The organism is Pseudomonas sp. FA-1, from assembly GCF_056856075.1.
The window spans coordinates 105,888-129,502 of record NZ_JBWXTH010000013.1 but is presented as its reverse complement, the minus strand read 5'-3'; the positions used below and the strand labels follow the sequence as shown (position 1 = coordinate 129,502).

Genomic DNA, 23,615 nt, shown 5'->3' with positions numbered 1-23,615 from the left:
CCGCTCCCACAGGGTGCCGCAAATCAAATGGTCATGCGTTGTTCTATGAGAGCTGGCGGAGCCTGCGATGGGCCGCACAGCGGCAACTTGAGTGTGGAGGGGCTCCACCGTTCGAGGGCTTGGGGCTGCTTTGCAGCCCATCGCAGGCTGTCGCCAGCTCCCATCGAAGATGTGCGAAATCCCTGTGGCAGGCTTGACCTGCGATTGGCCGGCCCTGGTAGCGCGGTGCCATGCAAGGGCTTGGCCCTTGATCGCGGGGCAAGATCACACCTACAGATTGATGATCAGGGCACCAGGGTCCAACGGCCGCTGTTCTGGCGCTGGGCTGGCTCCACCGGGCCATCGTGCTGGGTGTAGAGGAACATCCCCGACCGGTCCGTGAGGCACTTGAGCGTCAGGGTATAGGTGGCACTACCGTCTGGATGCCGTTCGGTCATGTCGATTTCACCCAGACCACGCTGGATGTTCCTGTATTCGTACTTGCCTTCCATTTTGATATCGGTACCCAACACCTCCAGCGTATAGCGTTCACGCCCGAAATCGACCTTCACCATACGACCGGCATTGGGATTGCTGGGGTGATACAGCGGGTCGCTCAGGTTGATCATCTGTCGCTGGTTCAAGTCCAAAGGCACGTCACAGCTGGAAGCCATTGCTACGGCCGGAGCGACCAGGGCAAACAACACACACAGACTTTTGCGATACATAGGGACATCTCCTTGAAATGTCCTCCCCATGTTAAGGATCCGTATCGCATGGTCTGTAGGAAAAGCTGCAAGTCTCGCCGCCCCTTACCTCACGCATGCACACTGTGCTGGCAAGCATCCGCCTCGATGGGCATCTCGTCGATGGCATGGATCATCCCACTTTCCAGCGCTTCCTTGGCACCGAGGATGCGCGGATAGGCCATCAGATAGCGCGGCACGTCCAACACCTCGGAGGCCCCTTCGGTGCGCTCGGCCACTATCTGGGCATACAGGCGCAGGTCGTAGTCCAGGCTCATCGCATATTCGGCCATGCGTGAATGGTCCACCGAGCCGTGCAAGGTCCAGTGGAACGGGTGGAACAAGAATTTGCTCAACGCGCAGGCCGTACGGTGCTCGCCCGCCAGGAACAGGATATTGCCCATGGACTCCACCGTGCCCAGGTTATGGGTATGCACCTGTACCGGCAGCGAGCGCAGGAAGTTGTACAGGGTGAACCCGTAGCTGCACTCCCCGCCCATGGTGGCGATATTGATCTGCAAGACCTCGGCACCCTGTTGCAGGGCCCGGGCGCTGGTGCTGATCAGGTTGCCGCAGGTGGACGAGTTGATCGGCCCGGTGAAGTGAATGATGTGTCTGGCCATGCTTGCCTCCAAGGTTGGCGGAAATCATTCCAGTGAAACGTCAATCGGATTGCTCGACGGCGTCCGGTGGCGCGCCGTTGCCGTTCTTGTCCTTTTCGCCCATGCGCTGGTACTCCTTGCGCAAGGCATGCAGCTCGGCTGAATCCATGTCCTCCAGGGCCAACAGTGCTTTGTGTGCCTTGCGCGTGGTGCGCAGCAGCTCGTCGATCTTGATGTGCAGCACGTCGTTGTCGCGGTTCTGGGTGTTCTGGATCAGGAACACCATCAGGAAGGTGATGATGGTGGTCGAGGTGTTGATCACCAGTTGCCAGGTGTCGTTGAAGTCGAACAACGGCCCGCTCACGGCCCAGGCCACGATCAGCAACAGGGCGATGGCGAAGGTCAGCGGTCGGCCAGCCCATTTGGCCAGCCAGTGGGCGAAACGGTCGAATTTCATGCCGGCAGTCCTCCTCAGCCACCCGGCATCAGCCCGGCAGCTTGTCCTCGCCAGGCAAGCCTTGCAGGTCAGGGTCGTCGGGCAGGACCTCTGGGTCATCCTCGGGCTTCTCACTGGCCTGCGGTTGCGCGTTCAGTTCTTCGAAATCGGTGTCGGTGTTCATGGTTCGGTTCCTCTGCCAATGCCAGGCGGGCCAAATCCTCCCCTGGCATGCGGTGGAATCGCCGGCGGCGGCAAAGTTCAAAAACGATGCCCCGCTCCACTCGTCAAACTTCCTGAACCCTCACCGCCTGCGTCGAGTCGCAATTCAAGGACAGACCTGCAACCCATCACGAACGAAGGACGGCAACGTGAGTGATATCCGTATAGGCATTTCCGGTTGGCGCTATGGCCCCTGGCGCAAGGATTTCTACCCCAAGGGGCTGCGCCAGGACGACGAACTGGCGTTCGCCTCGCGGGCGGTCAACAGCATCGAGATCAATGGCTCGTTCTATGCCCTGCAGACGCCGCAGCGCTATTGCCAGTGGCGCGACGCAACGCCGGACGACTTCGTGTTCTCGGTCAAGGCGCCGCGCTACATCACCCATGTGAGAAGGCTCAAGGACATCGAGGAGCCCCTGGCCAACTTCTTCGCCTCCGGCCCGTTGCAGCTGGGCCACAAGCTGGGCCCGGTGCTCTGGCAGTTCCCGCCCAGCATGAAGTTCGACGCGGCACGTTTCGCCGACTTTCTCGAACGCCTACCCCATGACCGTGTCACTGCCCGGGCCTTGGCCGAGCACTGTGCCGAACGCCTACGGGGCAACGGCGGCACCGATATCGACGGCAACGCGCCTTTGCGCCATGCCGTGGAGATCCGCCACGAGAGCTTCCGGTGTGCCGAATTCGTCGAGCTGCTGCGCAAGCACAAGGTCGCGCTGGTGGTGGCCGACAGCGCCGGCAAGTGGCCCTATGTGGAGGATGTCACCGCCGACTTCATCTACATGCGCCTGCATGGCGACGTCGAGCTCTACAGCAGCGGCTACACCGCCCGCGCCCTGCGCCGCTGGAAGGAACGCATTCTGGCCTGGAGCCAGGGCGGCCAACCCGACGACGCCGAACTGATCGTCCAGCGTGCGCCGCACGAGCGCGCCTCGCGGGACGTCTACTGCTACTTCGACAATGACCAGAAAGTCCACGCACCCTACGATGCCCGTCGCCTGCTGGAAAAACTGAACCTCGCCGGCGAGCTGGTCACCGAGCCTGGGGTGGAACCGGAGGTCGAATTGTGAACAAGACCATGCCAGCTCCCCGATGCATCATCGACAAGATCACTGCGGTGCACCGTCTGAATGTGCTGACGATCAACGTGCACAAGGGCTTCACCCTGTTCAACCGGCGCTTCATCCTGCCCGAGCTGCGCGAGGCGGTTCGGGCCACCGGCGCGGACCTGGTGTTCCTCCAGGAGGTTCATGGCAGCCACCAGATGCACGCGCAGCGTCATCCGGCCTGGCCACAGACGCCGCAGTACGAGTTCCTCGCCGACACCATGTGGCCACAGTTCGCCTACGGTCGCAACGCGGTCTACCCCCACGGCGACCATGGCAATGCCCTGCTCTCGAAATTCCCTATCGCCGAATACCACAACCTCGATGTCTCGATTGCCGGCAACGAACAACGCGGCCTGCTGCATTGCCGCCTGGAAGTGCCAGGCCACGACCAGTTGCATGCGGTGTGCGTGCACCTGGGCCTACGTGAAGCGCACCGCCAGGCCCAGGTCCGCTTGCTACTGGAACTGCTCGACAGCCTGCCGACCGATGCTCCGGTCATTGTCGCCGGCGATTTCAATGACTGGCGGCTCAAGGCCGACGCGGTGCTGTCCGAGCGCCTGGTCGAGGCCTTCGGCGAACGCCTGGGCACACCGGCGCGCAGCTTTCCGGCGCGCCTGCCCTTGCTGCGCCTGGACCGCATCTACCTGCGCAACGCCATGCCCGGCAGGGTCCAGGTGCTGTCCAAATACCCGTGGTCGCACCTGTCCGACCATGCACCGCTGGCGGCGGAGATCAGCCTATGAACCGGCCTTGGGTGGAAGGCAACCATGTGCAGTTGCTGATCAATGGCGAGCAGTACTACCCACGCGTGTTCGAGGCCATGGCCCGGGCACGTGAAGAGATCCTGCTCGAGACCTTCATCATCTACGACGACAAGGTCGGCCAGCAGCTGCAACAGGTACTGATCGATGCAGCCCGGCGTGGCGTGCGGGTCGAAGTGGCCGCCGACGGCTACGGTACCGCCGACCTGCCGGATGCCTTCATTTCGGCCATGACCGAAGCCGGGATCCGCTTCCACGCCTTCGATCCACAGCCGCGCCTGGTGGGCATGCGCACCAACCTGTTCCGGCGCTTGCACCGCAAGATCGTGGTGATCGACGGCGAGCTCGCGTTCATTGGCGGCATCAACTACAGCGCCGACCACCTGGGCGACTTCGGCCCCATGGCCAAGCAGGACTATGCCGTGGAGGTACGCGGGCCGGTGGTGGCCCAGGTGCACGCCACCAGCCGCCGGCTGCTGGCGCCGGTGCTGGAGCCGCCCAGCCAGGTGCGCCCGGTGACCGAGCCCAGCGGCTCGGCCTGCGCGGTGCTGGTGGAGCGTGACAACGGCCGCCACCGCAACGACATCGAAGCCTACTACCTGGAAGGTTTTCGCCTGGCCCGTCAGCGCATCGTGGTGGCCAACGCCTACTTCTTCCCCGGTTACCGCCTGATGCGCGAACTGCGCAACGCCGCGCGCCGGGGCGTGGAGGTGGTGCTGATCCTCCAGGGGCAGCCGGACATGCGCTGGGTCCGGGCTCTGTCGCGGCTGCTGTACAACTACCTGCTGCGCGATGGCGTGCGCATCCATGAGTACTGCCAACGCCCGCTGCACGGCAAGGTCGCATTGGTGGACGACCAATGGGCCACGGTCGGCTCGAGCAACCTCGACCCCTTGAGCCTGTCGTTCAACCTGGAAGCCAACCTGCTGATCCGCGACCGCGCTTTCAACCAGACGCTGTACCAGCACCTGAACGAACTGGCCAACGAACACTGCAAGGCCGTCACCCTGGAGCGCATGGTGCGAGGCTATTGGTGGCGGGCGCCGCTGATCTTCCTGTGCTTCCACGTGATTCGCCACTTCCCGCGGATCGCTGGCTGGTTCCCCGCCCACCGCCAGGTCCTGCAGTCGCTGTGCCCCGGCGAACAGGAGACCCAGGCCTATCACGAGGGCAAGACCTGATGGAGCACACACCTTGGCGCACCTGGGGCAAACGCCTGATGACCCTGTTGTTCCTGGTGCTGATCCCGACCTTGCTGTACCTGCTGGCGCGCAACCTGGACTGGAACGAGGTGCGCCAGTCGTTGCTGGCCTACAAGCCCGGTACCCTGGCCATCGGCCTGGTGCTGGCGTTCGCCAGCTACCTGACCTTCGCCAGCTACGACCTGCTCGGCCGCGCCTATACCGGCCACCACCTGCCGGCTCGCCAGGTACTGCCGGTTGCGTTCGTGTGCTACGCCTTCAACCTCAATTTCACCACCTGGGTGGGCGGTGTGGCCTTGCGCTACCGGCTGTACGGACGCCTGGGCCTGGATACACCGACCATCACCCGTATCCTCACCCTGGGCCTTCTGACCAACTGGGTAGGCTATATGCTGCTGGCGGGAACGGTGTTCGCCCTGGGCCTGGTCGAGATGCCCAACAACTGGGCGGTGGGCGCCACTGGCCTGCGCTTGATCGGTGTGCTGCTGCTGGCGCTCGCCCTGGGCTACCTACTGGCCTGCGCCTTCGCCAAGCGTCGCACCTGGAGCCTGCGGGGACACGAGCTCACCCTGCCCTCGCTGCGCCTGGCGCTGTGCCAGGTGGCCCTGGGCGCGGCCAACTGGGCATTGATGGCAGCACTGATCCACTGGCTGCTGCCCCATGAGCTGTTCTACCCGTCGATCCTCGGCATTCTGCTGATCAGTTGCGTGGCCGGTGTGGTGGCGCATATTCCCGCCGGGCTCGGCGTGCTCGAGGCGGTGTTCCTCGCCCTGCTCCACGGCCAGATCGGCCAGGGCAGCCTGGTGGCCGCGCTGTTGGGCTACCGTACCCTGTACTACCTGATTCCCTTGCTGCTGGCGCTGCTGGTGTACCTGGTTCTGGAGAAACGTGCCAGGGCCATGCGCCGGCGTGGCAAGGCCGCAATGCGCAAGACCTGACGAAGGCCGCCACGGCCGGGAGGTGTCCGATGCGTTTTTCCATCCTGCTGTTGTTGCTCGGCAGCCTGGCCAGTACCCAGGCGCTGGCCGAGGCCTGCGAAGTGCTCACCCGCTCCTCCAGCGACGCGGTCAAGCCCGTGGAGCGGCGGACCTGCTACAGCTACGGCAACATGCCCGCCGAGGCCATCGCCTGGTCGTGCAGCAACGAAAGCAAGGACATGATCAGCACGCAGAAACACAAGGTAGCCCGCTGCGCCGATGGCAGCGTCGGCAGTTGCATCGCGCCGCTGACCCAGGAGTCGCTCGCCAACCCCAATGCCGCCGGCCGCGACGAACCTTCGACCAAGCCCGCCGTGCCCAAGGATGCGCGGGTGATCACGTACTACTACGACACCCCAAGCCTGGCCCAGGCACGTGCCGACTGCGAACGCAAGGATGGCATCTGGCAGACGCACTGACCGCCGGTCGCAGCTTAGGAACGTCGGCATCCGGCTGGGCTCCCCCGTAGTAGACGCGTTGTTTTTCACTGCCAAGGAGAGAACCACCATGCCACGTGGAGACAAAGACAAGTACACCGACAAGCAGAAACGCAAGGCCGAGCACATCGAGGAGAGCTACGAGGCCAAGGGCGTGTCCAAGGACGAAGCCGAGTCCCGCGCCTGGGCCACGGTCAACAAACAGTCCGGCGGTGGCGAGCGCAAAGGTGGCTCGGGGCAGAAGAAGAGCCCCCAGGCCAAGGAAAAGGCTCGCGAATCTTCGGCCAAGCGCGCCGCCGCCACCCGCCGCGGCGTGCCCCGGCCAGGGCAACGGCTGGAGGACATGACCAAGACCGAACTGCTGGACCGCGCGCGCAAGCGCAATATCTCCGGGCGCTCGACCATGCGCAAAGGCGAGCTGATCGAGGCGCTGCGCAAGGCGGCTTGAGCACTCTATGGATTCACTCCGCTCGCTTCGTGGGAGATCACCCAGCCCTTGCGGGCGGCGCTGTCGCGCAGAGAACAAGCGGCCAATGCTGCCCCTGTGGGAGCGGCGGTGCGGCGGTCCTACTTGTCCCGCGATCAAGGGCGAAGCCCTTGCCAGGCGACGGTGATATCGGGCCCGGCCTAATCGCGGGACAAGCCCGCTCCCACAGGTACTACACCACCTGTCTCAAGGCGAAATCGGATCGCTCGCCGGGAAGGTTTCGTCCAGCGCATTGTCCACATTACTCTCCTTGGGCTGCACCATCTCGGCGCAATTGCAGCCGGCCATGCGGCACGGCTCGCCGTTGCGGTGGCCAGTGGCGCAGGCTTCGCAGCAGTAGGCCTTGTCATCCTGCAGCACGGCATTGGCGTCGACAGTGCAGGCACAGTGGTTACAGGCACAACGTTGCTCGGTCATGGTCAGCTCCTTCGTTCATCGTCATCGGGGTCGACCGGCGACACCTCGTCGGTCCACGGCTCGCCATCGAGCGGCGCGGAGCGAGCCAGCTCGGCTTCATCGAGGCCGATGCCACCGCCGATCTCGCGCTCCTCGACACGGCGCAGTGTCTTGTCCGCCGGGCCGCCCGCGCCACCGGGTTCATGGGGGTCGCGGGCACCGGTCTGGTCATAGAGGGTGTCCGGGCTCAGGTCATCGAGGGTGACGTTGTCTTCGTGCAGGCTGTCGCTCAAGGCTTCGCCGCCACTCATGCCACTTTCTGCCACCCGCCGAGGGGGGTACTCCTGGGCCACTTCCTGGGCTGGGCGTTCATCACCGGCGCGGCCCTCGCGCTCGTCTTGACGCTCGCTGAAGTCCACTTCATGCACGCTGCCCATACGGTCCTCGGTATCGTCGATGTCGACCTGGGGCCTGGTTTTCGGGTCGTCTGGCTGGGGCATCACGGCTCTCCGTCAGGTGGGTTCATGCGGTCGACTCCCACGGCTGGGCAATGATTCAGAGTTTCTGCCCGATGGCGCCCGCAGGCGGAAATTTTGAACTCTGCCCGGTGCGGCTCCCTCCCACCTCTAGAGACCCGCGTACCGTCCCGGAGCCCGTCATGGCCAAGCCCCTGCAGGAGTACCAGCGCAAACGCGACTTCAACGCCACGCCCGAACCGTCCGGCACGCGCCGGCGAGGCCAGGCCGCCCATGCGCTGCAGTACTGCATCCAGAAACACGACGCCAGCCACCTGCATTACGATTTCCGCCTGGAGCTCGATGGCACCCTCAAGAGCTGGGCGATTCCCAAGGGCCCTTCCCTGGACCCGAAGGTCCGGCGCCTGGCCGTGCACGTCGAGGACCACCCGCTGGACTACGCCGACTTCGAAGGCCACATCCCCGAAGGGCATTACGGTGCAGGCGATGTGATCGTCTGGGACCGTGGTATCTGGGAGCCCGAAGGCGACCCCCATGCCGGCTACGCCAAGGGCAAGCTGCGCTTTCGCCTGCAGGGCGAAAAGCTCTCCGGAACCTGGAACCTGTTCCGCACCCACCTGGCCGGCAAGAAGGAGCAGTGGATGCTGGTCAAGTCCCAGGACAGTGAGGCGCGTAGCGAGGCCGAGTACAGCATCGTCCAGGCCCAACCCGACAGCGTGCTCAGCGAGCGGACCCTGGTGCCGCGCCGGGCCAAGGCCAGCGCCAAGCCGGCCAAGCGCCCCGCCGCCCGTCCACGTGCCAGCGCCGGGAAGAAAGCCGAACTGCCCGAACACCTGCAGCCGCAGCTGGCCACGCTGGTCGACTCGCCCCCGGCCGGGGACTGGCGCTATGAGGTCAAGTTCGACGGCTACCGCATCCTCGCCCGTATCGACGGCGAAGACGTACGCCTGTTCACCCGCAACGGCCATGACTGGAGCGAGAAGATGCCTCACCAGGTCCAGGCCCTGCGCGCGCTCAAGCTCGGGTCCGCCTGGCTCGATGGCGAAGTGGTGGTCGCCGGCGAAAACGGCATGGCCGACTTCCAGGCCCTGCAGAACGCCTTCGACACCGCCCATGACGAGCACATCGTCTACTACCTGTTCGACCTGCCCTTCCTCGGCGGGCAGGACCTGCGCCAGGTGCCGCTGCAAGACCGCCGCGAGACATTGCGCCAGCTGCTCGAGGGGCGCGAGTCGGAACAGGTGCGGTTCTCCGCCGACTTCGACCAACCCGTCGATTCGCTGCTCGACAGCGCCTGCCAGCTGCAACTCGAAGGCCTGATCGGCAAGCGCGCCGACAGCCCCTACGTAGGCCGGCGCAGCAGCGACTGGGTCAAGCTCAAGTGCAAGCAGCGCCAGGAGTTCGTGATCGTCGGCTACACCGACCCCAAGGGCAGCCGCAATGGCTTCGGCGCCCTGCTGCTGGCGCTACACGACAACGACAGCGGCCAGTTGCACTATGCCGGCAAGGTCGGCACGGGTTTCAGCGCCACCACCCTGGACAGCATCCATGCGCGGCTGAAACCCCTGGAAGTGCCCGAGCCGGCCCTGGCCAAGCCGCCGACCGGGGCCGAAGCCCGTGGCGTGCATTGGCTCAAGCCGCAACTGCTGGCCGAGGTCGCCTATGCCCAGATGACCCGCGACGGCGTGGTACGCCATTCGGTGTTCCATGGCCTGCGTGACGACAAACCGGCCACCGCCATAGACCTGGAGCGCGCCATGCCCAAGACCCGCTTGTCCACGCCCGGCACCAAGGCCCAGGCCGCCGAGCTCGGCGAGCTGCGCCTGACCCACCCCGATCGGGTGATCGACGCCACCAGCGGCGTGACCAAGCGCCAGGTGGCCGAGTACTACGCCCAGGTCGCCCGCTGGATCCTGCCGCAACTCAAGGACCGCCCGGTCGCCCTGGTGCGCGCGCCGGACGGCCTGGGCGGCGAGCTGTTCTTCCAGAAGAACGCCGGGCAACTGCACATCCCCAAGGTGGTCAGCTACAGCAAGGCCGAGGCCGGCCAGGCGGCGATGGTGCTCAACAACGCCGAAAGCCTGCTGGGCGCGGTGCAGATGAACATGCTCGAGCTGCACACCTGGAACGGCACCGACAAGGACTTCGACAAGCCCGACCGCTTCGTCCTGGACCTGGACCCAGACCCGGCGCTGCCCTGGAAGGCCATGCTCGAGGCCACCCAGTTGACCCTCACCCTGCTCGACGAGCTGGGCCTGAAGGTGTTTCTCAAGACCAGCGGCGGCAAGGGCATCCACATGGTGGTGCCGCTGACCCGGCGGGCCGGGTGGGACGAGGTCAAGGACTTCAGCCATGCCATCGTCAACTACCTGGCCGGGTTGTTCCCCGACCGCCTGAGCGCAGTGTCCGGCCCGAAGAACCGGGTCGGGCGGATCTTCATCGACTACCTGCGCAACGGCAAGGGGGCTACAACGGTCAGCGCCTATTCGTTGCGCGCCCGCGAAGGGCTGCCGGTCTCGGTACCGATCTGGCGCGAGGAACTGACCCAGCTCAAGGGTGCCAACCAATGGCATATCGGCAACCTGGCCGAGCGGCTGGCCGAGGTGGAAGACCCATGGGCCGACCTTGCCAAGACCCGCCAGTCGATCACCGCACGCATGCGCAAGCAGATGGGGATGAGTTGATGGGGTTCATGATCGACCTGTTGCAATGGCCGGCCATGCTGCTGACGGTGCTGGCGGCCTGGTGCATCGGCTCACGTCAGCCGCGCAGACGCCGCGCTGGCTTCTGCTGCTTCATCAGCAGCAATGTGCTGTGGGTGGTCTGGGGCTGGCAGGTCCAGGCCTGGGCCTTGATCATCCTGCAGTTCTGCCTGTGTGCGATGAACCTGCGTGGTTTCAAGAAGAACACCCCGGCGCAACCGAGCCCATGAGCGATGGCTTGGTTGCAAGATCCGTGTAGGAGCGGCCTTGTGCCGCGAACCGGATGCAGAGCAGCCCCAGTGATCTTGCTCCTTCACTCAGCCCCTGGGGCCGCTTTGCGGCCCTTTCGCGGCGCGAGGCCGCTCCTACCGAGCCCGCGCTAACCGCCCGATGCCTTGCGCGGACGTTTGGTCGGCTTCTTCTGCGGTGCCGCTTTCTTGCCGCCTAGGCTGCGCTTGAGCAGTTCGGTGAGGTCGATGATATCGGCGCCTTTCTCCGTGGCACCTTCGCTTTTCTCGACCACACTGATCTTGCCCTTGCTGGCCTTTTCCTCGACCAGGTCGAGAATCGTCTGGCGGAAGGCGTCGTGGTAGTCCTCTGGCGTCCAGGGCCCGCTCATGTCCTCGACCAGGCGCTTGGCCATGTCCAGCTCGCGCTTGTCCACCTTGGCGTCGGTCACGCTCTTGTCCAGCTCCAGGGTTTCGAGCCCACGCACTTCCTCGGGCCAGCGCAGGGTGATCATCACCAGGGCGTCGTCCAACGGGCGCAGCAGCGCCAGGTGCTGGCGGGTATGCAATACCACCGTCGCCAGGGCCACCTTGCCGGTGCTCTGCAGCGTCTCGCGCAGCAACGCATAGACCTTGCCGCCGCGCCGATCCGGGCTCAGGTAGTACGGGGTGTCGAAATGCTGCAAAGGGATGTCGGTGGCCTCGACGAAGGAGAAGATATCGATGGTCTGGGTCGCCTCCGGGCGGGCGTTGCGGATCTCCTCCTCGCTGATGATCACGTAGTGCCCTTTCTCGTATTCCACGCCCTTGACGATGTTTTCCTTGTCGATTTCCTTGCCGGTGACCTTGTTCACCCGCTTGTAGCCCACCGGCTCCATGCTGCGCTTGTCGAGCCAGTCGAAATCTACACGCTCGGTGCGCACGGCCGTGTTGAGGCTCACGGGGATGTGCACCAGACCGAAACTGATCGCGCCTTTCCAGATTGCCCGGGCCATGGCTTGCTCCTACCATTCGTGCATTGAAGGCCCCCTGCCCTAAGGCAGCGGATTGCCACCGGTGACACCGAACACCTCGCCGGTGATATAGCTGGACTCCTGGGACGCCAGCAGCACGTACAGCGGTGCACACTCGGCCGGCTGTCCCGGGCGCTTCATCGGCGACTGCGAGCCGAACTCGGGAATCTTCTCCGGCGGCTGGCCGCCGCTGGGCTGCAGCACCGTCCAGATCGGCCCCGGGGCTACGGCGTTGACGCGGATGCCGCGCTCGACCACCTGCTTGGCCAGCGCCTTGGTGAAGGCGACGATGGCGGCCTTGGTGGTGGCATAGTCGAGCAGCGTCGCCGAAGGCTGGTAGGACTGGATGGACGCGGTGTTGATGATGGTCGCACCGGCCGGCATCAGCGGTACGGCCGCCTGGCACAGCCAGAACAGCGCATAGACGTTGGTCTTGAGGGTATGGTCGAACTGCTCGTGGCTGATCTGGCCGATGTCCTTGCGCGCCTCTTGCTTGCCGGCCACGTTGACCAGGATGTCCAGGCCGCCGAGTTGCTCATGGGCCTGGTCGACCAGCTCCTTGCAGAACACTTCGTCCTTCAGGTCGCCGGGAATGGCAATCGCCTGGCGCCCTTCGGCCTCGATCAGCTTGATCACCTCACGGGCATCGGCCTGCTCCATGGGCATATAGTTGAGCGCGATGTCGGCCCCCTCGCGGGCGAAGGCGATGGCCACGGCACGGCCTATTCCCGAGTCGGCGCCGGTGATCAGCGCCTTGCGCCCGGCCAGGCGGCCAAAGCCCTTGTAGCTGTCTTCGCCATGGTCGGGCTTGGGCTGCATGTTCGCATCGAGGCCCGGTGGCGCCTGGGTCTGGTCGGGAAACGGCGGGTGTGGATACTGGGTCAGCGGGTTCTGCATGCTGAACTGGTCACGGGGTTTGTTGGACATGGCGTGCCTCCTTGACTTGGCATTTCTACGAACGGCTCGGCCCACGAGGGGCACCTAAGCGTTCGAGATCGCCTGGCAAACGAAGGTTTGCCCGGCCCGCCGGGCTTGCCGACGGGTGGTCGGTGAAGGCCGGCTGAACCATTGGCCTTGGCCGGGCGTCCATCGCAAAAGGCCCGAACGAGGCGCACCCGATGCAAGACGATCCCATCCAGGATGTCCTGGACTACCTCAAAGCCCATGACCTGGTCCTGACCACGGCCGAGTCCTGCACCGCCGGGCGCATGGTCGCCCTGCTGGCTGAGCACCCAGGGCTTGGCGAGACGTTGGAGAGCGGCTACGTGGTGTACTCGCCCAAGGCCAAGCAGCGCCTGCTGGGGGTCAGCTCGGCGACCATCGAGCGCTATGGGCTGACCAGCGAAGCAGTCGCCTGGGAAATGGCCCTCGGCGCGCTCAAGGACAGCACCGCCAATGTGGCCATCGCCACCACCGGCGTGGCCGGCCCGGACGGCACCGACGGCGTCGCCCCGGGCACCTTGTGCTTCGCCTGGGCCTTCGATGGCGAACCGATCGCGGTCTTCACCCGCAGCCAGCGCTTCTTCGGCGATCGCGCCGAGGTATTGCGCCAGGCCGCGCTGTACGGACTGACCCGCCTGCGTCACTACCACGAGCGCTGGCTGCGTGGTGAGCGGGCCTGAAGGAGCGCTACCCATGACCGACGATGAACAGCTGTCGCGAAACCAGCCGGTGCAGGAAGACATGCCCATGCAACGTCGGGTCTGGCGTTTCGAGCGGGTGGGCTGGTACATGCTCGTGCTGCTGGTATTGCTGGCCTTGGCAGGGCTATTCGGCAATGGCCCGCTCAGCCGTAGCGAGGTGACCAGCGCCGACGGCCGGGTCAAGGTCGAGTACCAGCGCTTCAACCGCGCCGGCGCCATGGACAGCATGCGCATCAGCGTGCGTGGCAGCGGCGATGGGCCGGTGACGGTGATACTCGGCGGCTCGCTGTTCAGCGAGGCCAGCATCGAGACGATGCAGCCCCAGCCGCTGGCATCGCTGTCCCAGGGCCGGGCCTTGCAGCTGCAGCTGGGCACCGGCGGCGATGGCCAGGCCACGCTCTACCTGACACTGCGAGCCGATGCGCCCGGCCCGCTCGAAGGCGTGGTACGTGCAGGCCCGAACAGCGCAGTGCGTTTTTCCAGCTTCGTCTACCCCTAGGAGCCGACATGGATTCAATCCTTCGCGCCGCAGCCATGTACGTCGCCCTGATGCTGTTGTTCCGCATCGCTGGCCGGCGTTCGCTGGGCGATCTGACCACCTTCGACTTCGTGTTGCTGATGATCATCGGCGAAGCGACCCAGCAAGCCTTGCTGGGCGAGGACTTCTCGTTCGTCAACGCCATGCTGGTGATCGCCACGCTGATCGTGCTGGACGTGGGGCTGTCGTTGGCCAAGCTGAAGTCCCAGCGCCTGGCGCGACTGCTGGACGGCCATGCAACGCTGGTGGTGGAACATGGGCGATTCCTGCATGGGCGTATGCGCAAGGCGCGCCTGACCGAGGACGATATCCTAGAGTCGGCGCGCGACAGCCAAGGGGTCGAGACGGTGGAGCAGATCCGCTATGCGATCGTGGAGCGCAACGGCAAGATCTCGATCATCAAGGAAGCGTGACCCCGCGATGGGGGCGACTCAACCCTTGCTGTGCTCCGATGATGTAGGCCCGGTGCCAGGCTTGATGCCCCGGGGGCCGAACAGGCCCCAGATGACCAGCCCGATCACCGGGAAGATCACCAGCAGCAAGGCCCAGAGGATCTTGGTGCTGTCACGTTTGTCACTGCGGAACACACTGACGATGGCCCATAGGTCCAGCAACAGGATGATTGCCGCGACCGCTATCCAGAAGTAGATCATCAAGTCGCCCATGGCGGGTACCTCCTCGAATACGAATGGGTTCAGGCTTGCCCTTGGGCCAAAACAGGCAACGGCTCGCTGCCGCGCCCTTGGGCCAGCACCTGCTCGATTACCGCGCGCAACGCCTGGCGTGCGTCGAGTCCGGCGCCGCGGGCCTGCGCCAGGCAGTCGAGCTGGTGGTCGGCGCTGGTGCCCTCGCGCAGGATGCGCTGAGCCTGGATGAAGGCGCGTTCGGCATCCACCGTGGTGGCCGGGTACCGGCCCTGCAGCTGCGCCAGCCAGCCTTCGGCGGTGACCGGCGCCTGTTCGTGAACACCGATGTATTGCCCATGCCGGCCATGGCGCTTGGCGCGCCAGTAGTTCTCCTGGGTGATCCAGCGCATCTCCCGGGTGATCGGGTCCGGGGCATGGCGCTGGGCCAGGCAGCTTTCCACCAGGTGGCGGAACAGCCCGGCGATGCACAGCACGTCCTCCAGGCGCGGGCAGGCATCGCAGATGCGCAATTCCACGGTAGGGAAGCGTCGGGACGGGCGGATCGCCCACCAGAAGTCGCCCTCCTTGGCCAACGCCCCTGTACGCTCCAGCAACGCTCGGTAACGCTCGTAGGCCCCCCAGTCGGCCAATGGCTCAGGCAGTTCCATGTGCGGCCACTCGGCACAGATCACCCGCCGGTAGCTCATGTAGCCGGTGCAGTGTCCGCCCCAGAACGGCGACGACGTGCTCAACAGCAGGAACAACGGCAGCCAGTACAGCACCTGGTTGATCAATTGGATGCGATCGCACCCCGGCGGTACACCGACGTGGACATGCAAGCCGGACAACAGGCTGCGCCGGGCCACGTGCTGGTAGTCGTCGAACACCTGGCGGTAGTGCGGCGTGGTCCTGGCCCGTTGGCGCAGCCATTGGGCACTGGGGTGGCTGGCGGCGCAATACAGGCCGACGCCTTCCTGGGCCAGCGCTTCGCCCAGGCGCTGGCGACTGCCCGCCAGGAACTGGCGCGCCTCGTGCAGGTTGCCGAACACCGGCGAGGCGACTTCGATCTGGCTGCGAAACATCTCCTCGGCGAAATACGGGCCCATGATCTCCCGGCAACGTCGAGCTACCCCCAGGGAAGGCGTGGCCAACACCCGGCCACTGGCAAGGTCCACCAGCAAGTATTCTTCCTCGATGCCGAAGGTGCAGGGCCGGTACATGGCCGTCACGCGTTACGGGTGACGGTCAACGCCACCGCAGCGATGCGCTCGACCCGCTCATAGCCCGGCTCGAGCAGCTGTTCGCCGAACACGTCCGGGTCCACTTCGCGGTACACCCAGCTCCACTGCGGCCCGGCCAGGCGCAGGCGAATGGCCTCGAGCAGCGCGTCCCGGCCCTCGACGATCGCGACGCCCGTGTACAACAGCAGCGAGCCGCCTGGGCTCAGGCGTTCGCGCGCCTGCTCGATGATGCGCAAGGACAGTTCGGCACCCAGCGCTCCACCTCCATGACGGTAGACCCGCTCGCTGGCATCGAGCATGTATGGCGGGTTGGCGACGATCAGGTCGAAGGTGCCGGTGATGCTATCGAGCAGATCGCTCGGCTCCACCGACAGATTGCCCACCCCGGCCAGGGCGGCGTTGATGGCGGTGTAGCGCAAGGCCAGCGGGTTGATGTCCACCGCACTGACCTGGGCATGCTGGGCGGCACGGGCGATCAGCAGTGCGCCGACACCGCTGCCGCACCCGATGTCCACGGCATGCTGGACGCGGTTAGGGCTGCGCTGCAGGTGGTCATGGATCACCTGGGCGAAACGGTAGCTGTCCGGGCCGAAGAACACGGCGTCGCTGGCATCGGTGGGAAACGCCGAATGCACCAGCAACAGGTCGTCCAGGCTCGACCAGCGCACCGTGCTGCGCAGCAAGTCGCCCTCCTCGACCAACACCTGCGCCGCGGCCAGCTGCGCAAGCTCGTCGGCCGAGATCAGCGAAGGTACGAACGGCCGGCTCCAGCCGAACACATCACGCAGCGTACGCGCCCGGTCGGTGCCCTCGCGGGCGTTGTTGCGGGCATGGGTCGCCGGCGTCACGCAGGTGAAACGATAACCATCGGCGTGCAGGCGCCGGCCCAGTTGCAGCAGGGCCTCGTCGGCCTGGATCTGTTCTTCGTCGAGCAGCATCAGCGGGGTTCCTCCTGGGCAAGCCCGGTGGCCTGGATATAGGCGCGGGTTGCGCGCAGGCCTTCCGGCAGGGCGTGGCCGTTGCCGGCCATGCGTTCGATCAGCACGGGCACCGGTGCGCGCTCGCCGTCTGTGTGGTCCGGCTCGACATCCAATTGCCAGCTACCAGGCGCCACCCGCGGTTGCTTGGGTGCCTCCCAGCCATTAGCGATCCAGTCGTGCCAGAGCTGCTTCTCGTAGGCGCTGAATACGCCGAACATGGCGGCGGCCGGGCCCTCGATCAGCTTCCACAGACGACTGCGCGCCGGATCTTCGCCCCGGCGCACCCAGCCCTGGCTCTGCAGGGCCTTGAGAAAGCCCGGCATGGCGTCCGTCTCGGACAACCAGTCGTTGACGGTGCGCCCCTGCAGGCGGCAGTGGTCCGAATGCATCATCTGGCCGAAGGCACGCTTGCGCTCCAAGGCCGCGAGCAGTTCGCCCTCGAGGTCGAAGCTGGCGATCAGGCGTGGGGTGTCGGTGCCCAGGTCGTTTAGCCGGTAGCCGCGCCGTACCCGCTGGTAGAACCCTTCGCCATCGTCTGCCGGCCAAAGCTGGCGCAGCGCTTGGATAGCCTTGTGGGCATGGCCACTGGCGGCGTTGTCGATGGTCACATGCAGCTGGAAGTAGTGGCCATCGATGCCCAGCTCGGCCAGTTCATAGGTGGTGATCAACAGGTGCAACGGCGGTTGCTCGTAGCCTAGGTTGTAACCGATCACCTCGGGCAGGAACGCGTCGGTGTTCTGCCCGAGGGCCAACTGCACGGCCCCTTGCAGGTAGCGCTCCGGCGCCAGGGGCAAGGGTTCCAGGCAGCCCAGGCGGCTGAGCAGGCGCTGGTAGATCAGCACATGGTTGCAGCGCGGGTCGCCATCGCCCAGTTCTTCCAGGTAGGTGCGGATCAGCCCGTGGTAGCGCGGGTCGGGCCATTGGGGCAACAAGCCCTGCAGCCAAGCGCCATCCACCGCCTTGGTCGGTGCCACCTGCTGCAGGAACCACAGGGCCTGGGCGCGGTTGGCGAAATAGCGGCGCGGCGCCCCTTTGCGCCGCGCCTGCAGATAGGCCGCATGGTCACGGGCGACCTTGGCGGCATGCCGCGCGGACCAATCGTCCAGTTGCGCGGGTGAAGTGGGCAGGTCATCGGGCAGCGTGTCAGCCCGGTCCAGTTGTTCGGCGAGCCATCGGGCGCTGTCTTCGCAGCGGCCTTGCAGCAGGGCCTGGTAGCGTCGCTCCAGGCTGTCGTTCGCAGCCAAGGCCGGCGCCACGGGGGCGGCCTTGCGGGTCATGACCGTCATGCCTCACTCCTTGCGCGATCAGTTGTCTTCGGACGGCACCGGTTGCGAATCAGGGGCAGGCGCTGTGGCCGGCGCGTCGGGCTTTTGCATCTGCAGCGAGGGTTTGCTGGGGTCGGCGTCCTTCGCCGGGTGGTCGTCGTCACGGTCGAAACAGCCGCCCAGCAGCGACAGGCTGCCGAGCAGGCAGATCAATGGGGCCATGCGCATGGGAAATCCTCCTGGCAGGAAGTGATCGCAGTGCCAGGGAGCCTGGCACTGCGTTGCCTCACTTACGAGCGGCCGCCCTTGCGGCTCGACTCGCTGGAACGGCCGCCACCGGAGTGCTGCCCGCCTTTACGGCCGGCTTCAGAGGCCTTCTCGCGGTCGTTGGCGAAATTGCCTGGGTTCTTCGATCCACCCTGGCTGCCGGTCCTGCTGTTTTCTTTGTTGGCCATGGTCTGTTACCTCGTGTGGCTTCGGGATGCACGGCAGCTGCCGTACATAGCTTGGGAGTACGGCGATAAAACGGGATTCGCTTTATTCCGGTACCCGCCGGACCGGTGGCATTAAATAAGCGGCCACGGTTTATTTGGCGCGCAAGCTTTGTGCTCAATGGGCCTTGGCCACACCCTGGAGCACTTCGCCGCAGACGTGGTTCTGCCGCGCACTGGCCAAGTTGCCCAGCGAAACGATGCCGACTCGGCCGACAACGGCAGGATGATCGGGGTCGAGCCGGGTTTGAAGGGGGGCGTGGGTTGGCGGATGGATGGTGGAGGCAGGCACCGCCGGCGCGTGGCCGGCGGTATTCGAAGGTCAGGCTTGCAGCAACAGGCTCAGGTCGACACCGGCCTGGCCCATGGGTGGGCACCAGTAGTAGCCACCGGTCAGCGGGCGGCTGAAGCGGTACAGGCCATCGATGATGCCGTCTTCCAGGCCGCTCATGCGCCGCAGCTGCACCTCGAAGGCGTCCAGCGAATGGCCCAGGGCCACGAACGCCAGGCCCGCGCCACGCTCGTCGGCCCAGGCCACGGAGCGACGCACGACGAACGCCTCCGGGGCGAAGCTTTCCTGGGCGGTCCGCTTGACGTGGGCCGACGCAGGGGCGTCGTCGAGCTCTTCGTTGTCGCTCAGGCGGCGGCCGATGATGTTGTCCTGCTCTGCCTGGGGCAGCGACTTGAAGTAGTTCAGGTCGTGCTTCCACAGCTGGAAGGCGGCGAAGCTGGAGCCGGCCAGGCCGGCCTGGTCGCCGGCGACGATGGCCGCCTGCACGGCCGCTTCGTCCCGTGGGTTTTCGGTGCCGTCCTCGTAGCCGCTCAGGTCATGGCCGCCGCGGTGCAGGAAGCCGTCGACGCTGTCCACCAGGCGCAACGCCGGAGCCAGCGCCTGCTCCAGGGCCTGGGCGCGCAGGAACAGATCGCCCCGTTGCTCGCCACGCAGCCACAGCCACAGGGCGTGCTGGGTACTGGGGTTCTCGACCGCTGCATTCAGCTGAGGGAAGGCACGCAGGCCCGGAACCTCGCGGCCCAAGGCCTTGACCAGGGGCGCGCCGACACAGAGGATCAGGCTCTGCCCATCGACCTGGGGCAACAAGGCATCGAGTGCCGCAGGCAGCGCCTCGGCCGACTGCACGGCGAAGAACAGGTGGCGGGCATGGGCAGGAACGGGTGTGGCAAGCAGACCTTGCTGGAACGGCATGTGTGGCTAATCCTCGGGTAGGCGCGTAATGCAAAAGCGGGAATGCTAGAGCCGTGCGGCGCAGCCTTCAAGCGGCAAATCGACTCGGGGCCGGCGCAGCGACCCGCTTCAGCGCATGCACAACTGCAACGTGCCGCGTGTCAGGGAGTGGCTAGACTGCTTTCAACTTGCCAAAGGGATGCCACCATGACCGCGTCACCGTTGCTCACCACTGTCCTGCCCATCGCCCTGGGCATCATCATGCTTGGGCTGGGGCTTTCGCTCACCCTGGCCGACTTCGCCCGGGTGGTGAAATACCCCAAGCCGGTGGTGGTGGGCCTGGCATGCCAGATCCTGCTGCTGCCGCTGGTGTGCTTCCTGATCGCCAACGGCCTGGGCCTGGAGTCGGCCCTCGCGGTTGGCCTGATGCTGCTGGCCGCCTCCCCTGGCGGCACCACGGCCAACCTGTTCAGCCACCTGGCCCATGGCGACGTGGCGCTGAACATCACCCTCACCGCGGTCAATTCGCTGATCGCCATCCTGACCATGCCGCTGCTGGTGAACCTGTCGCTGATGTGGTTCATGGCCTCGGACCAGGCCATCCCCCTGCAATTTGCCAAGGTCATGCAGGTGTTCGCCATCGTCCTGCTGCCGGTGGCCCTGGGCATGCTGGTTCGCCGCTGGGCGCCCGCCTTCGCCAACCGCATGGAGAAACCCATGAAGCTGCTGGCGGCGTTGTTCCTGGCCTTCACCATCATCCTGGCGCTGACCAAGGACTGGCAGACCGTGGTCGAGTATGCACCAGTGGTGGGTGGCGCGGCGCTGCTGTTCAACCTGCTCAGCCTGGGCGTGGGCTACTGGGTGCCAAGAATGCTCGACATTCCGCGCCGGCAGGCAATCGCCATCGGCATGGAGATCGGCATTCACAACGGCACCCTGGCCATTGCCCTGGCCCTGAGCCCTTCACTGCTGAACAACGCGACCATGGCGGTGCCCGCAGCGCTCTACAGCCTGATCATGTTCTTCACCGCTGCGGCATTCGGCTGGTGGGTCAGCCGCGGCCATACGTTGGACGCCACCCAGGCCCGAAGCCCCGCTGCGGGCGACTGAACCGGGCACCTGCGCCCCACGGGCTAAAGTGACAGAACGGGCCTGGAGAACCGTACCAAGCAAAAATGCAGACAGGCACTGCAGATTTGTCGATTGTGCATGGCATATTCGCATGCCAGGATCCTGCGATCCTCCAGCGCACGCCAAACTTCATTTGGAAAATCAATAACAAAGCAGGGAGACCGCGATGAACGCGCACGCTCATTCCGAGGCCCATGTGCTGGCCGAAATCCGCAACCATATCGGCCACCTGACCCTCAATCGCCCCGCCGGCCTCAATGCCCTGACCCTCGACATGGTGCGCAGCCTGCACTGTCATCTCGACCAGTGGGCCAACGACCCGCAGGTATACGCGGTGGTCTTGCGTGGCGAAGGCCCCAAGGGCTTCTGCGCCGGCGGTGACATCCGGTCGCTGCACGACAGCTTCAAGGCCGGCACGAGCCTGCACCGGGATTTCTTCGTCGAAGAGTACGCCCTGGACCTGTGCATCCATCACTACCGCAAACCGGTGATGGTCCTGATGGACGGCTTCACCCTCGGGGGTGGCATGGGCCTGGCCCAGGGCGCCGACCTGCGCGTGGTCACCGAGCGCAGTCGCCTGGGCATGCCGGAAGTGGCCATCGGTTATTTCCCGGATGTCGGCGGCAGCTACTTCCTGTCGCGTGTTCCCGGTGAGCTGGGCACCTACCTGGGCGTCAGCGGCACACAGATCCAGGCCGCAGATGCACTGTATTGCGGCCTGGCCGACTGGTACCTGGCGAGCGACAAACTCGCCGCCCTGGATGCCGGCCTCGACCGCCTGGGCTTCGGCGACCACCCGCTCAAGGACCTGCAAGGCCTGTTGGCCAAGCTCGGCACCCAGGTGCTGGACGATGCCCCCTTGGCCAAGCTGCGCCCGGTGATCGACCACTTCTTCGCCCTGCCCGACCTGCCCAGCATCATCGAACAATTGCGCGCCGTGAGCATCGGCGACAGTCACCAATGGGCCCTGGCTACCGCCGACCAGCTGGAAAGCCGCTCGCCCCTGGCCATGGCGGTTACATTGGAGATGCTGCGTCGCGGGCGCCATCTGGACCTGGAGGCATGCTTCGCCATGGAGCTGCACCTGGACCGCCAGTGGTTCGAATACGGCGACATCATCGAGGGCGTGCGCGCGCTGATCATCGACAAGGACAAGCAGCCACGCTGGAACCCGCCGACCCTCGCCGGCCTCGACCGCCAGCGCGTGGACCAATTCTTCGAAGGCCTGTGAGCCGGGGAGTACACAGATGCAAGACCTGGAACTGAGCGAAGAACAGATCATGATCCGCGACATGGCCCGGGACTTCGCCCGTGGCGAGATCGCACCCAACGCCCAGGCGTGGGAAAAAGCCGCCTGGATCGACGACGGCGTGGTCCGCAAGATGGGCGAGCTGGGCCTGCTCGGCATGGTGGTGCCGGAAGACTTCGGCGGCAGCTACACCGACTACGTGGCCTATGCCCTGGCGGTCGAGGAAATCGCCGCCGGTGACGGCGCCACCGGTGCCTTGATGAGCATCCACAACTCGGTCGGCTGCGGCCCGCTGCTGGCTTATGGCACACCCGAGCAGCAACAGGCCTGGCTGCCGCGCCTGGCCAGCGGCGAGGTGATCGGCTGCTTCTGCCTGACCGAACCCCAGGCCGGCTCCGAAGCCCACAACCTACGCACCCGCGCCGAGCTGGTGGACGGCCACTGGGTGATCAACGGCGCCAAGCAGTTCGTCAGCAACGCCCGCCGCGCAGGGCTGGCCATCGTCTTCGCGGTGACCGACCCTGAGCTTGGCAAGAAAGGCCTCTCGGCGTTTCTGGTGCCCACCGATAACCCCGGTTTCAAGGTCGACCGCAGCGAGCACAAGATGGGTATCCGTGCCTCCGACACCTGCGCGGTGACCCTGGACAACTGCCGCATCCCGGCCGCCAACCTGCTGGGCGAGCGTGGCAAGGGCCTCGCCATCGCCCTGTCCAATCTCGAGGGCGGGCGTATCGGCATCGCCGCGCAGGCCCTGGGTATCGCCCGCGCCGCGTTCGAGGCGGCATTGGCCTATTCCCGCGATCGCGTGCAGTTCGGCAAGCCGATCAATGAACACCAGAGCATCGCCAACCTGCTGGCCGACATGCAGGTGCAGGTCAATGCCGCACGCCTGTTGATCCTCCACGCCGCGCGCCTGCGCAGCGCCGGCAAGCCCTGCCTGTCCGAAGCGTCACAGGCCAAGCTGTTCGCCTCGGAGATGGCCGAGCGGGTGTGCTCGATGGCGATCCAGGTGCATGGTGGCTACGGCTACCTGGAGGACTATCCGGTGGAGCGCTACTACCGCGATGCGCGCATCACGCAGATCTACGAGGGTTCCAGCGAAATCCAGCGCATGTTGATCGCGCGGGAGCTCAAGCAATACGCCCTCTGAGCGACAGGCGATGCACGCCCCTCCTGGGGAAATGGGGCGTGCACGGTACAACGATGATCGGCGCCATAGCATTTATCCATTGAACACACCGCCGAAGGTGCAGTAAGCTCGGACTCATTCACTTGGAGAGCAACATGACCCACAGCATCCGCAACCACGCCAACCACACCGGTCGCACCGCGCGCCCAGTGCTGGCCGTTGCTCGCTGCCAGGCCGTTGCCAGCTTCTATTTTGGGTATTGGTTTAGCCACTAGGCGCCGCTGATACCCACACGGCGCCCACCTTCGAGGGGCCGCCGAACACGAGAATACTCAAACCCCCGGTCGGCTCCCCGCCCCGGGGGTTTTGC

28 protein-coding genes and 1 pseudogene are annotated in these 23,615 nt (G+C 65.5%); 14 read left to right on the top strand and 15 right to left on the bottom strand.

Annotation, left to right across the window (positions count from 1 at the left end; genetic code table 11):
- Positions 1 to 284: 284 nt before the first annotated feature.
- The 4 genes from AC1MHZ_RS21285 to AC1MHZ_RS21270 all read right to left on the bottom strand — a co-directional run bounded on the left by AC1MHZ_RS21285 (position 285) and on the right by AC1MHZ_RS21270 (position 1,947).
- On the bottom strand, positions 285 to 707 hold the full coding sequence (locus AC1MHZ_RS21285; protein WP_465001119.1) for a hypothetical protein: 423 nt from the start codon (positions 705 to 707) through the stop codon (positions 285 to 287).
- An 89-nt stretch (positions 708 to 796) separates the two neighbouring features.
- Entirely contained in the window at positions 797 to 1,348 is a 552-nt protein-coding gene (locus tag AC1MHZ_RS21280) for an ATP-dependent Clp protease proteolytic subunit (RefSeq protein WP_084857795.1), read from the bottom strand.
- Positions 1,349 to 1,388: 40 nt separating this feature from the next.
- On the bottom strand, positions 1,389 to 1,784 hold the full coding sequence (locus AC1MHZ_RS21275) for a low affinity iron permease family protein (protein ID WP_482966887.1): 396 nt from the start codon (positions 1,782 to 1,784) through the stop codon (positions 1,389 to 1,391).
- A gap of 28 nt (positions 1,785 to 1,812) precedes the next feature.
- Positions 1,813 to 1,947 (bottom strand): hypothetical protein, encoded by a 135-nt coding sequence (locus AC1MHZ_RS21270; RefSeq protein WP_263498512.1) that lies wholly within the window; start codon positions 1,945 to 1,947, stop codon positions 1,813 to 1,815.
- A gap of 187 nt (positions 1,948 to 2,134) precedes the next feature.
- Between AC1MHZ_RS21270 and AC1MHZ_RS21265 the strand changes: the two genes are divergently transcribed.
- The 6 genes from AC1MHZ_RS21265 to AC1MHZ_RS21240 all read left to right on the top strand — a co-directional run bounded on the left by AC1MHZ_RS21265 (position 2,135) and on the right by AC1MHZ_RS21240 (position 6,916).
- On the top strand, positions 2,135 to 3,052 hold the full coding sequence (locus AC1MHZ_RS21265) for a DUF72 domain-containing protein (protein WP_324811834.1): 918 nt from the start codon (positions 2,135 to 2,137) through the stop codon (positions 3,050 to 3,052).
- Positions 3,049 to 3,834, top strand: a complete 786-nt coding sequence (locus AC1MHZ_RS21260) for an endonuclease/exonuclease/phosphatase family protein (protein WP_084857793.1) — start codon at positions 3,049 to 3,051, stop codon at positions 3,832 to 3,834. Before AC1MHZ_RS21265 ends, AC1MHZ_RS21260 begins: the two co-directional genes overlap by 4 nt.
- Entirely contained in the window at positions 3,831 to 5,033 is a 1,203-nt protein-coding gene (gene clsB, locus AC1MHZ_RS21255) for a cardiolipin synthase ClsB (RefSeq protein ID WP_084857792.1), read from the top strand. Before AC1MHZ_RS21260 ends, clsB begins: the two co-directional genes overlap by 4 nt.
- Complete coding sequence (locus AC1MHZ_RS21250) at positions 5,033 to 5,992, top strand: lysylphosphatidylglycerol synthase domain-containing protein (RefSeq protein WP_084857791.1); 960 nt, start codon at positions 5,033 to 5,035, stop codon at positions 5,990 to 5,992. Before clsB ends, AC1MHZ_RS21250 begins: the two co-directional genes overlap by 1 nt.
- Before the next feature lie 29 nt (positions 5,993 to 6,021).
- Positions 6,022 to 6,450, top strand: a complete 429-nt coding sequence (locus tag AC1MHZ_RS21245) for a hypothetical protein (RefSeq protein ID WP_084857790.1) — start codon at positions 6,022 to 6,024, stop codon at positions 6,448 to 6,450.
- An 88-nt stretch (positions 6,451 to 6,538) separates the two neighbouring features.
- Positions 6,539 to 6,916, top strand: a complete 378-nt coding sequence (locus AC1MHZ_RS21240) for a Rho termination factor N-terminal domain-containing protein (protein ID WP_084857789.1) — start codon at positions 6,539 to 6,541, stop codon at positions 6,914 to 6,916.
- A 225-nt stretch (positions 6,917 to 7,141) separates the two neighbouring features.
- Here AC1MHZ_RS21240 and AC1MHZ_RS21235 read toward each other — a convergent pair whose 3' ends face one another.
- Both AC1MHZ_RS21235 and AC1MHZ_RS21230 read right to left on the bottom strand, forming a co-directional pair.
- Positions 7,142 to 7,372 (bottom strand): metallothionein, encoded by a 231-nt coding sequence (locus AC1MHZ_RS21235; RefSeq protein WP_084857788.1) that lies wholly within the window; start codon positions 7,370 to 7,372, stop codon positions 7,142 to 7,144.
- A 2-nt stretch (positions 7,373 to 7,374) separates the two neighbouring features.
- Positions 7,375 to 7,851, bottom strand: a complete 477-nt coding sequence (locus AC1MHZ_RS21230) for a phosphotransferase system, HPr-related protein (RefSeq protein WP_482966886.1) — start codon at positions 7,849 to 7,851, stop codon at positions 7,375 to 7,377.
- A gap of 158 nt (positions 7,852 to 8,009) precedes the next feature.
- Here AC1MHZ_RS21230 and ligD point away from each other — a divergent pair, with 158 nt between their 5' ends.
- Both ligD and AC1MHZ_RS21220 read left to right on the top strand, forming a co-directional pair.
- Complete coding sequence (gene ligD / locus AC1MHZ_RS21225) at positions 8,010 to 10,511, top strand: DNA ligase D (protein ID WP_482966885.1); 2,502 nt, start codon at positions 8,010 to 8,012, stop codon at positions 10,509 to 10,511.
- The gene (locus tag AC1MHZ_RS21220; protein ID WP_482966884.1) at positions 10,511 to 10,759 is read left to right on the top strand and encodes a hypothetical protein; all 249 of its coding nucleotides are present in this window, start codon (positions 10,511 to 10,513) and stop codon (positions 10,757 to 10,759) included. The genes ligD and AC1MHZ_RS21220 overlap by 1 nt, the downstream gene beginning before the upstream one ends.
- Positions 10,760 to 10,908: 149 nt before the next feature.
- Here AC1MHZ_RS21220 and ku read toward each other — a convergent pair whose 3' ends face one another.
- Both ku and AC1MHZ_RS21210 read right to left on the bottom strand, forming a co-directional pair.
- Entirely contained in the window at positions 10,909 to 11,751 is an 843-nt protein-coding gene (gene ku, locus AC1MHZ_RS21215) for a non-homologous end joining protein Ku (RefSeq protein ID WP_482966883.1), read from the bottom strand.
- 39 nt (positions 11,752 to 11,790) lie between these two features.
- Complete coding sequence (locus AC1MHZ_RS21210; RefSeq protein ID WP_482966882.1) at positions 11,791 to 12,696, bottom strand: SDR family oxidoreductase; 906 nt, start codon at positions 12,694 to 12,696, stop codon at positions 11,791 to 11,793.
- Between the two features lie 191 nt (positions 12,697 to 12,887).
- Here AC1MHZ_RS21210 and AC1MHZ_RS21205 point away from each other — a divergent pair, with 191 nt between their 5' ends.
- The 3 genes from AC1MHZ_RS21205 to AC1MHZ_RS21195 are packed head-to-tail and all read left to right on the top strand — an operon-like array spanning position 12,888 to position 14,363.
- The gene (locus AC1MHZ_RS21205) at positions 12,888 to 13,391 is read left to right on the top strand and encodes a CinA family protein (protein ID WP_084857778.1); all 504 of its coding nucleotides are present in this window, start codon (positions 12,888 to 12,890) and stop codon (positions 13,389 to 13,391) included.
- Positions 13,392 to 13,404: 13 nt separating this feature from the next.
- Positions 13,405 to 13,911 carry a hypothetical protein gene (locus tag AC1MHZ_RS21200; protein WP_084857776.1) on the top strand — a complete coding sequence of 169 codons (507 nt, stop codon included), beginning with the start codon at positions 13,405 to 13,407 and terminating at the stop codon, positions 13,909 to 13,911.
- A gap of 8 nt (positions 13,912 to 13,919) precedes the next feature.
- The gene (locus tag AC1MHZ_RS21195; protein WP_324811862.1) at positions 13,920 to 14,363 is read left to right on the top strand and encodes a DUF421 domain-containing protein; all 444 of its coding nucleotides are present in this window, start codon (positions 13,920 to 13,922) and stop codon (positions 14,361 to 14,363) included.
- An 18-nt stretch (positions 14,364 to 14,381) separates the two neighbouring features.
- Here the strand turns inward: AC1MHZ_RS21195 and AC1MHZ_RS21190 are convergent, their stop codons facing one another.
- The 7 genes and pseudogenes from AC1MHZ_RS21190 to AC1MHZ_RS21160 form a co-directional block, all read right to left on the bottom strand.
- Positions 14,382 to 14,615, bottom strand: a complete 234-nt coding sequence (locus tag AC1MHZ_RS21190) for a PLD nuclease N-terminal domain-containing protein (RefSeq protein ID WP_084857773.1) — start codon at positions 14,613 to 14,615, stop codon at positions 14,382 to 14,384.
- Positions 14,616 to 14,644: 29 nt separating this feature from the next.
- Entirely contained in the window at positions 14,645 to 15,796 is a 1,152-nt protein-coding gene (locus AC1MHZ_RS21185; RefSeq protein WP_482966881.1) for a carboxylate-amine ligase, read from the bottom strand.
- A gap of 5 nt (positions 15,797 to 15,801) precedes the next feature.
- On the bottom strand, positions 15,802 to 16,755 hold the full coding sequence (locus AC1MHZ_RS21180) for a methyltransferase (protein WP_482966880.1): 954 nt from the start codon (positions 16,753 to 16,755) through the stop codon (positions 15,802 to 15,804).
- Complete coding sequence (locus AC1MHZ_RS21175; protein ID WP_482966879.1) at positions 16,755 to 18,083, bottom strand: iron-containing redox enzyme family protein; 1,329 nt, start codon at positions 18,081 to 18,083, stop codon at positions 16,755 to 16,757. Before AC1MHZ_RS21175 ends, AC1MHZ_RS21180 begins: the two co-directional genes overlap by 1 nt.
- Before the next feature lie 18 nt (positions 18,084 to 18,101).
- Positions 18,102 to 18,290 (bottom strand): hypothetical protein, encoded by a 189-nt coding sequence (locus AC1MHZ_RS21170; RefSeq protein WP_084857767.1) that lies wholly within the window; start codon positions 18,288 to 18,290, stop codon positions 18,102 to 18,104.
- Between the two features lie 62 nt (positions 18,291 to 18,352).
- Positions 18,353 to 18,472, bottom strand: a pseudogene (locus AC1MHZ_RS21165) (KGG domain-containing protein); the annotation flags it as partial.
- A 403-nt stretch (positions 18,473 to 18,875) separates the two neighbouring features.
- A complete protein-coding gene (locus AC1MHZ_RS21160; protein WP_084857763.1) occupies positions 18,876 to 19,757 on the bottom strand; it encodes a Dyp-type peroxidase in 882 nt (293 codons plus the stop codon).
- Between the two features lie 186 nt (positions 19,758 to 19,943).
- Between AC1MHZ_RS21160 and AC1MHZ_RS21155 the strand changes: the two genes are divergently transcribed.
- The 3 genes from AC1MHZ_RS21155 (at position 19,944) to AC1MHZ_RS21145 (ending at position 23,266) form a co-directional block, all read left to right on the top strand.
- Positions 19,944 to 20,846, top strand: coding sequence for a bile acid:sodium symporter family protein (locus AC1MHZ_RS21155; protein ID WP_084857761.1), 903 nt, complete (start codon positions 19,944 to 19,946; stop codon positions 20,844 to 20,846).
- 187 nt (positions 20,847 to 21,033) lie between these two features.
- Positions 21,034 to 22,098, top strand: a complete 1,065-nt coding sequence (locus tag AC1MHZ_RS21150) for an enoyl-CoA hydratase/isomerase family protein (RefSeq protein ID WP_084857759.1) — start codon at positions 21,034 to 21,036, stop codon at positions 22,096 to 22,098.
- A gap of 16 nt (positions 22,099 to 22,114) precedes the next feature.
- Entirely contained in the window at positions 22,115 to 23,266 is a 1,152-nt protein-coding gene (locus AC1MHZ_RS21145) for an acyl-CoA dehydrogenase family protein (RefSeq protein WP_084857757.1), read from the top strand.
- Positions 23,267 to 23,615: the final 349 nt, after the last annotated feature.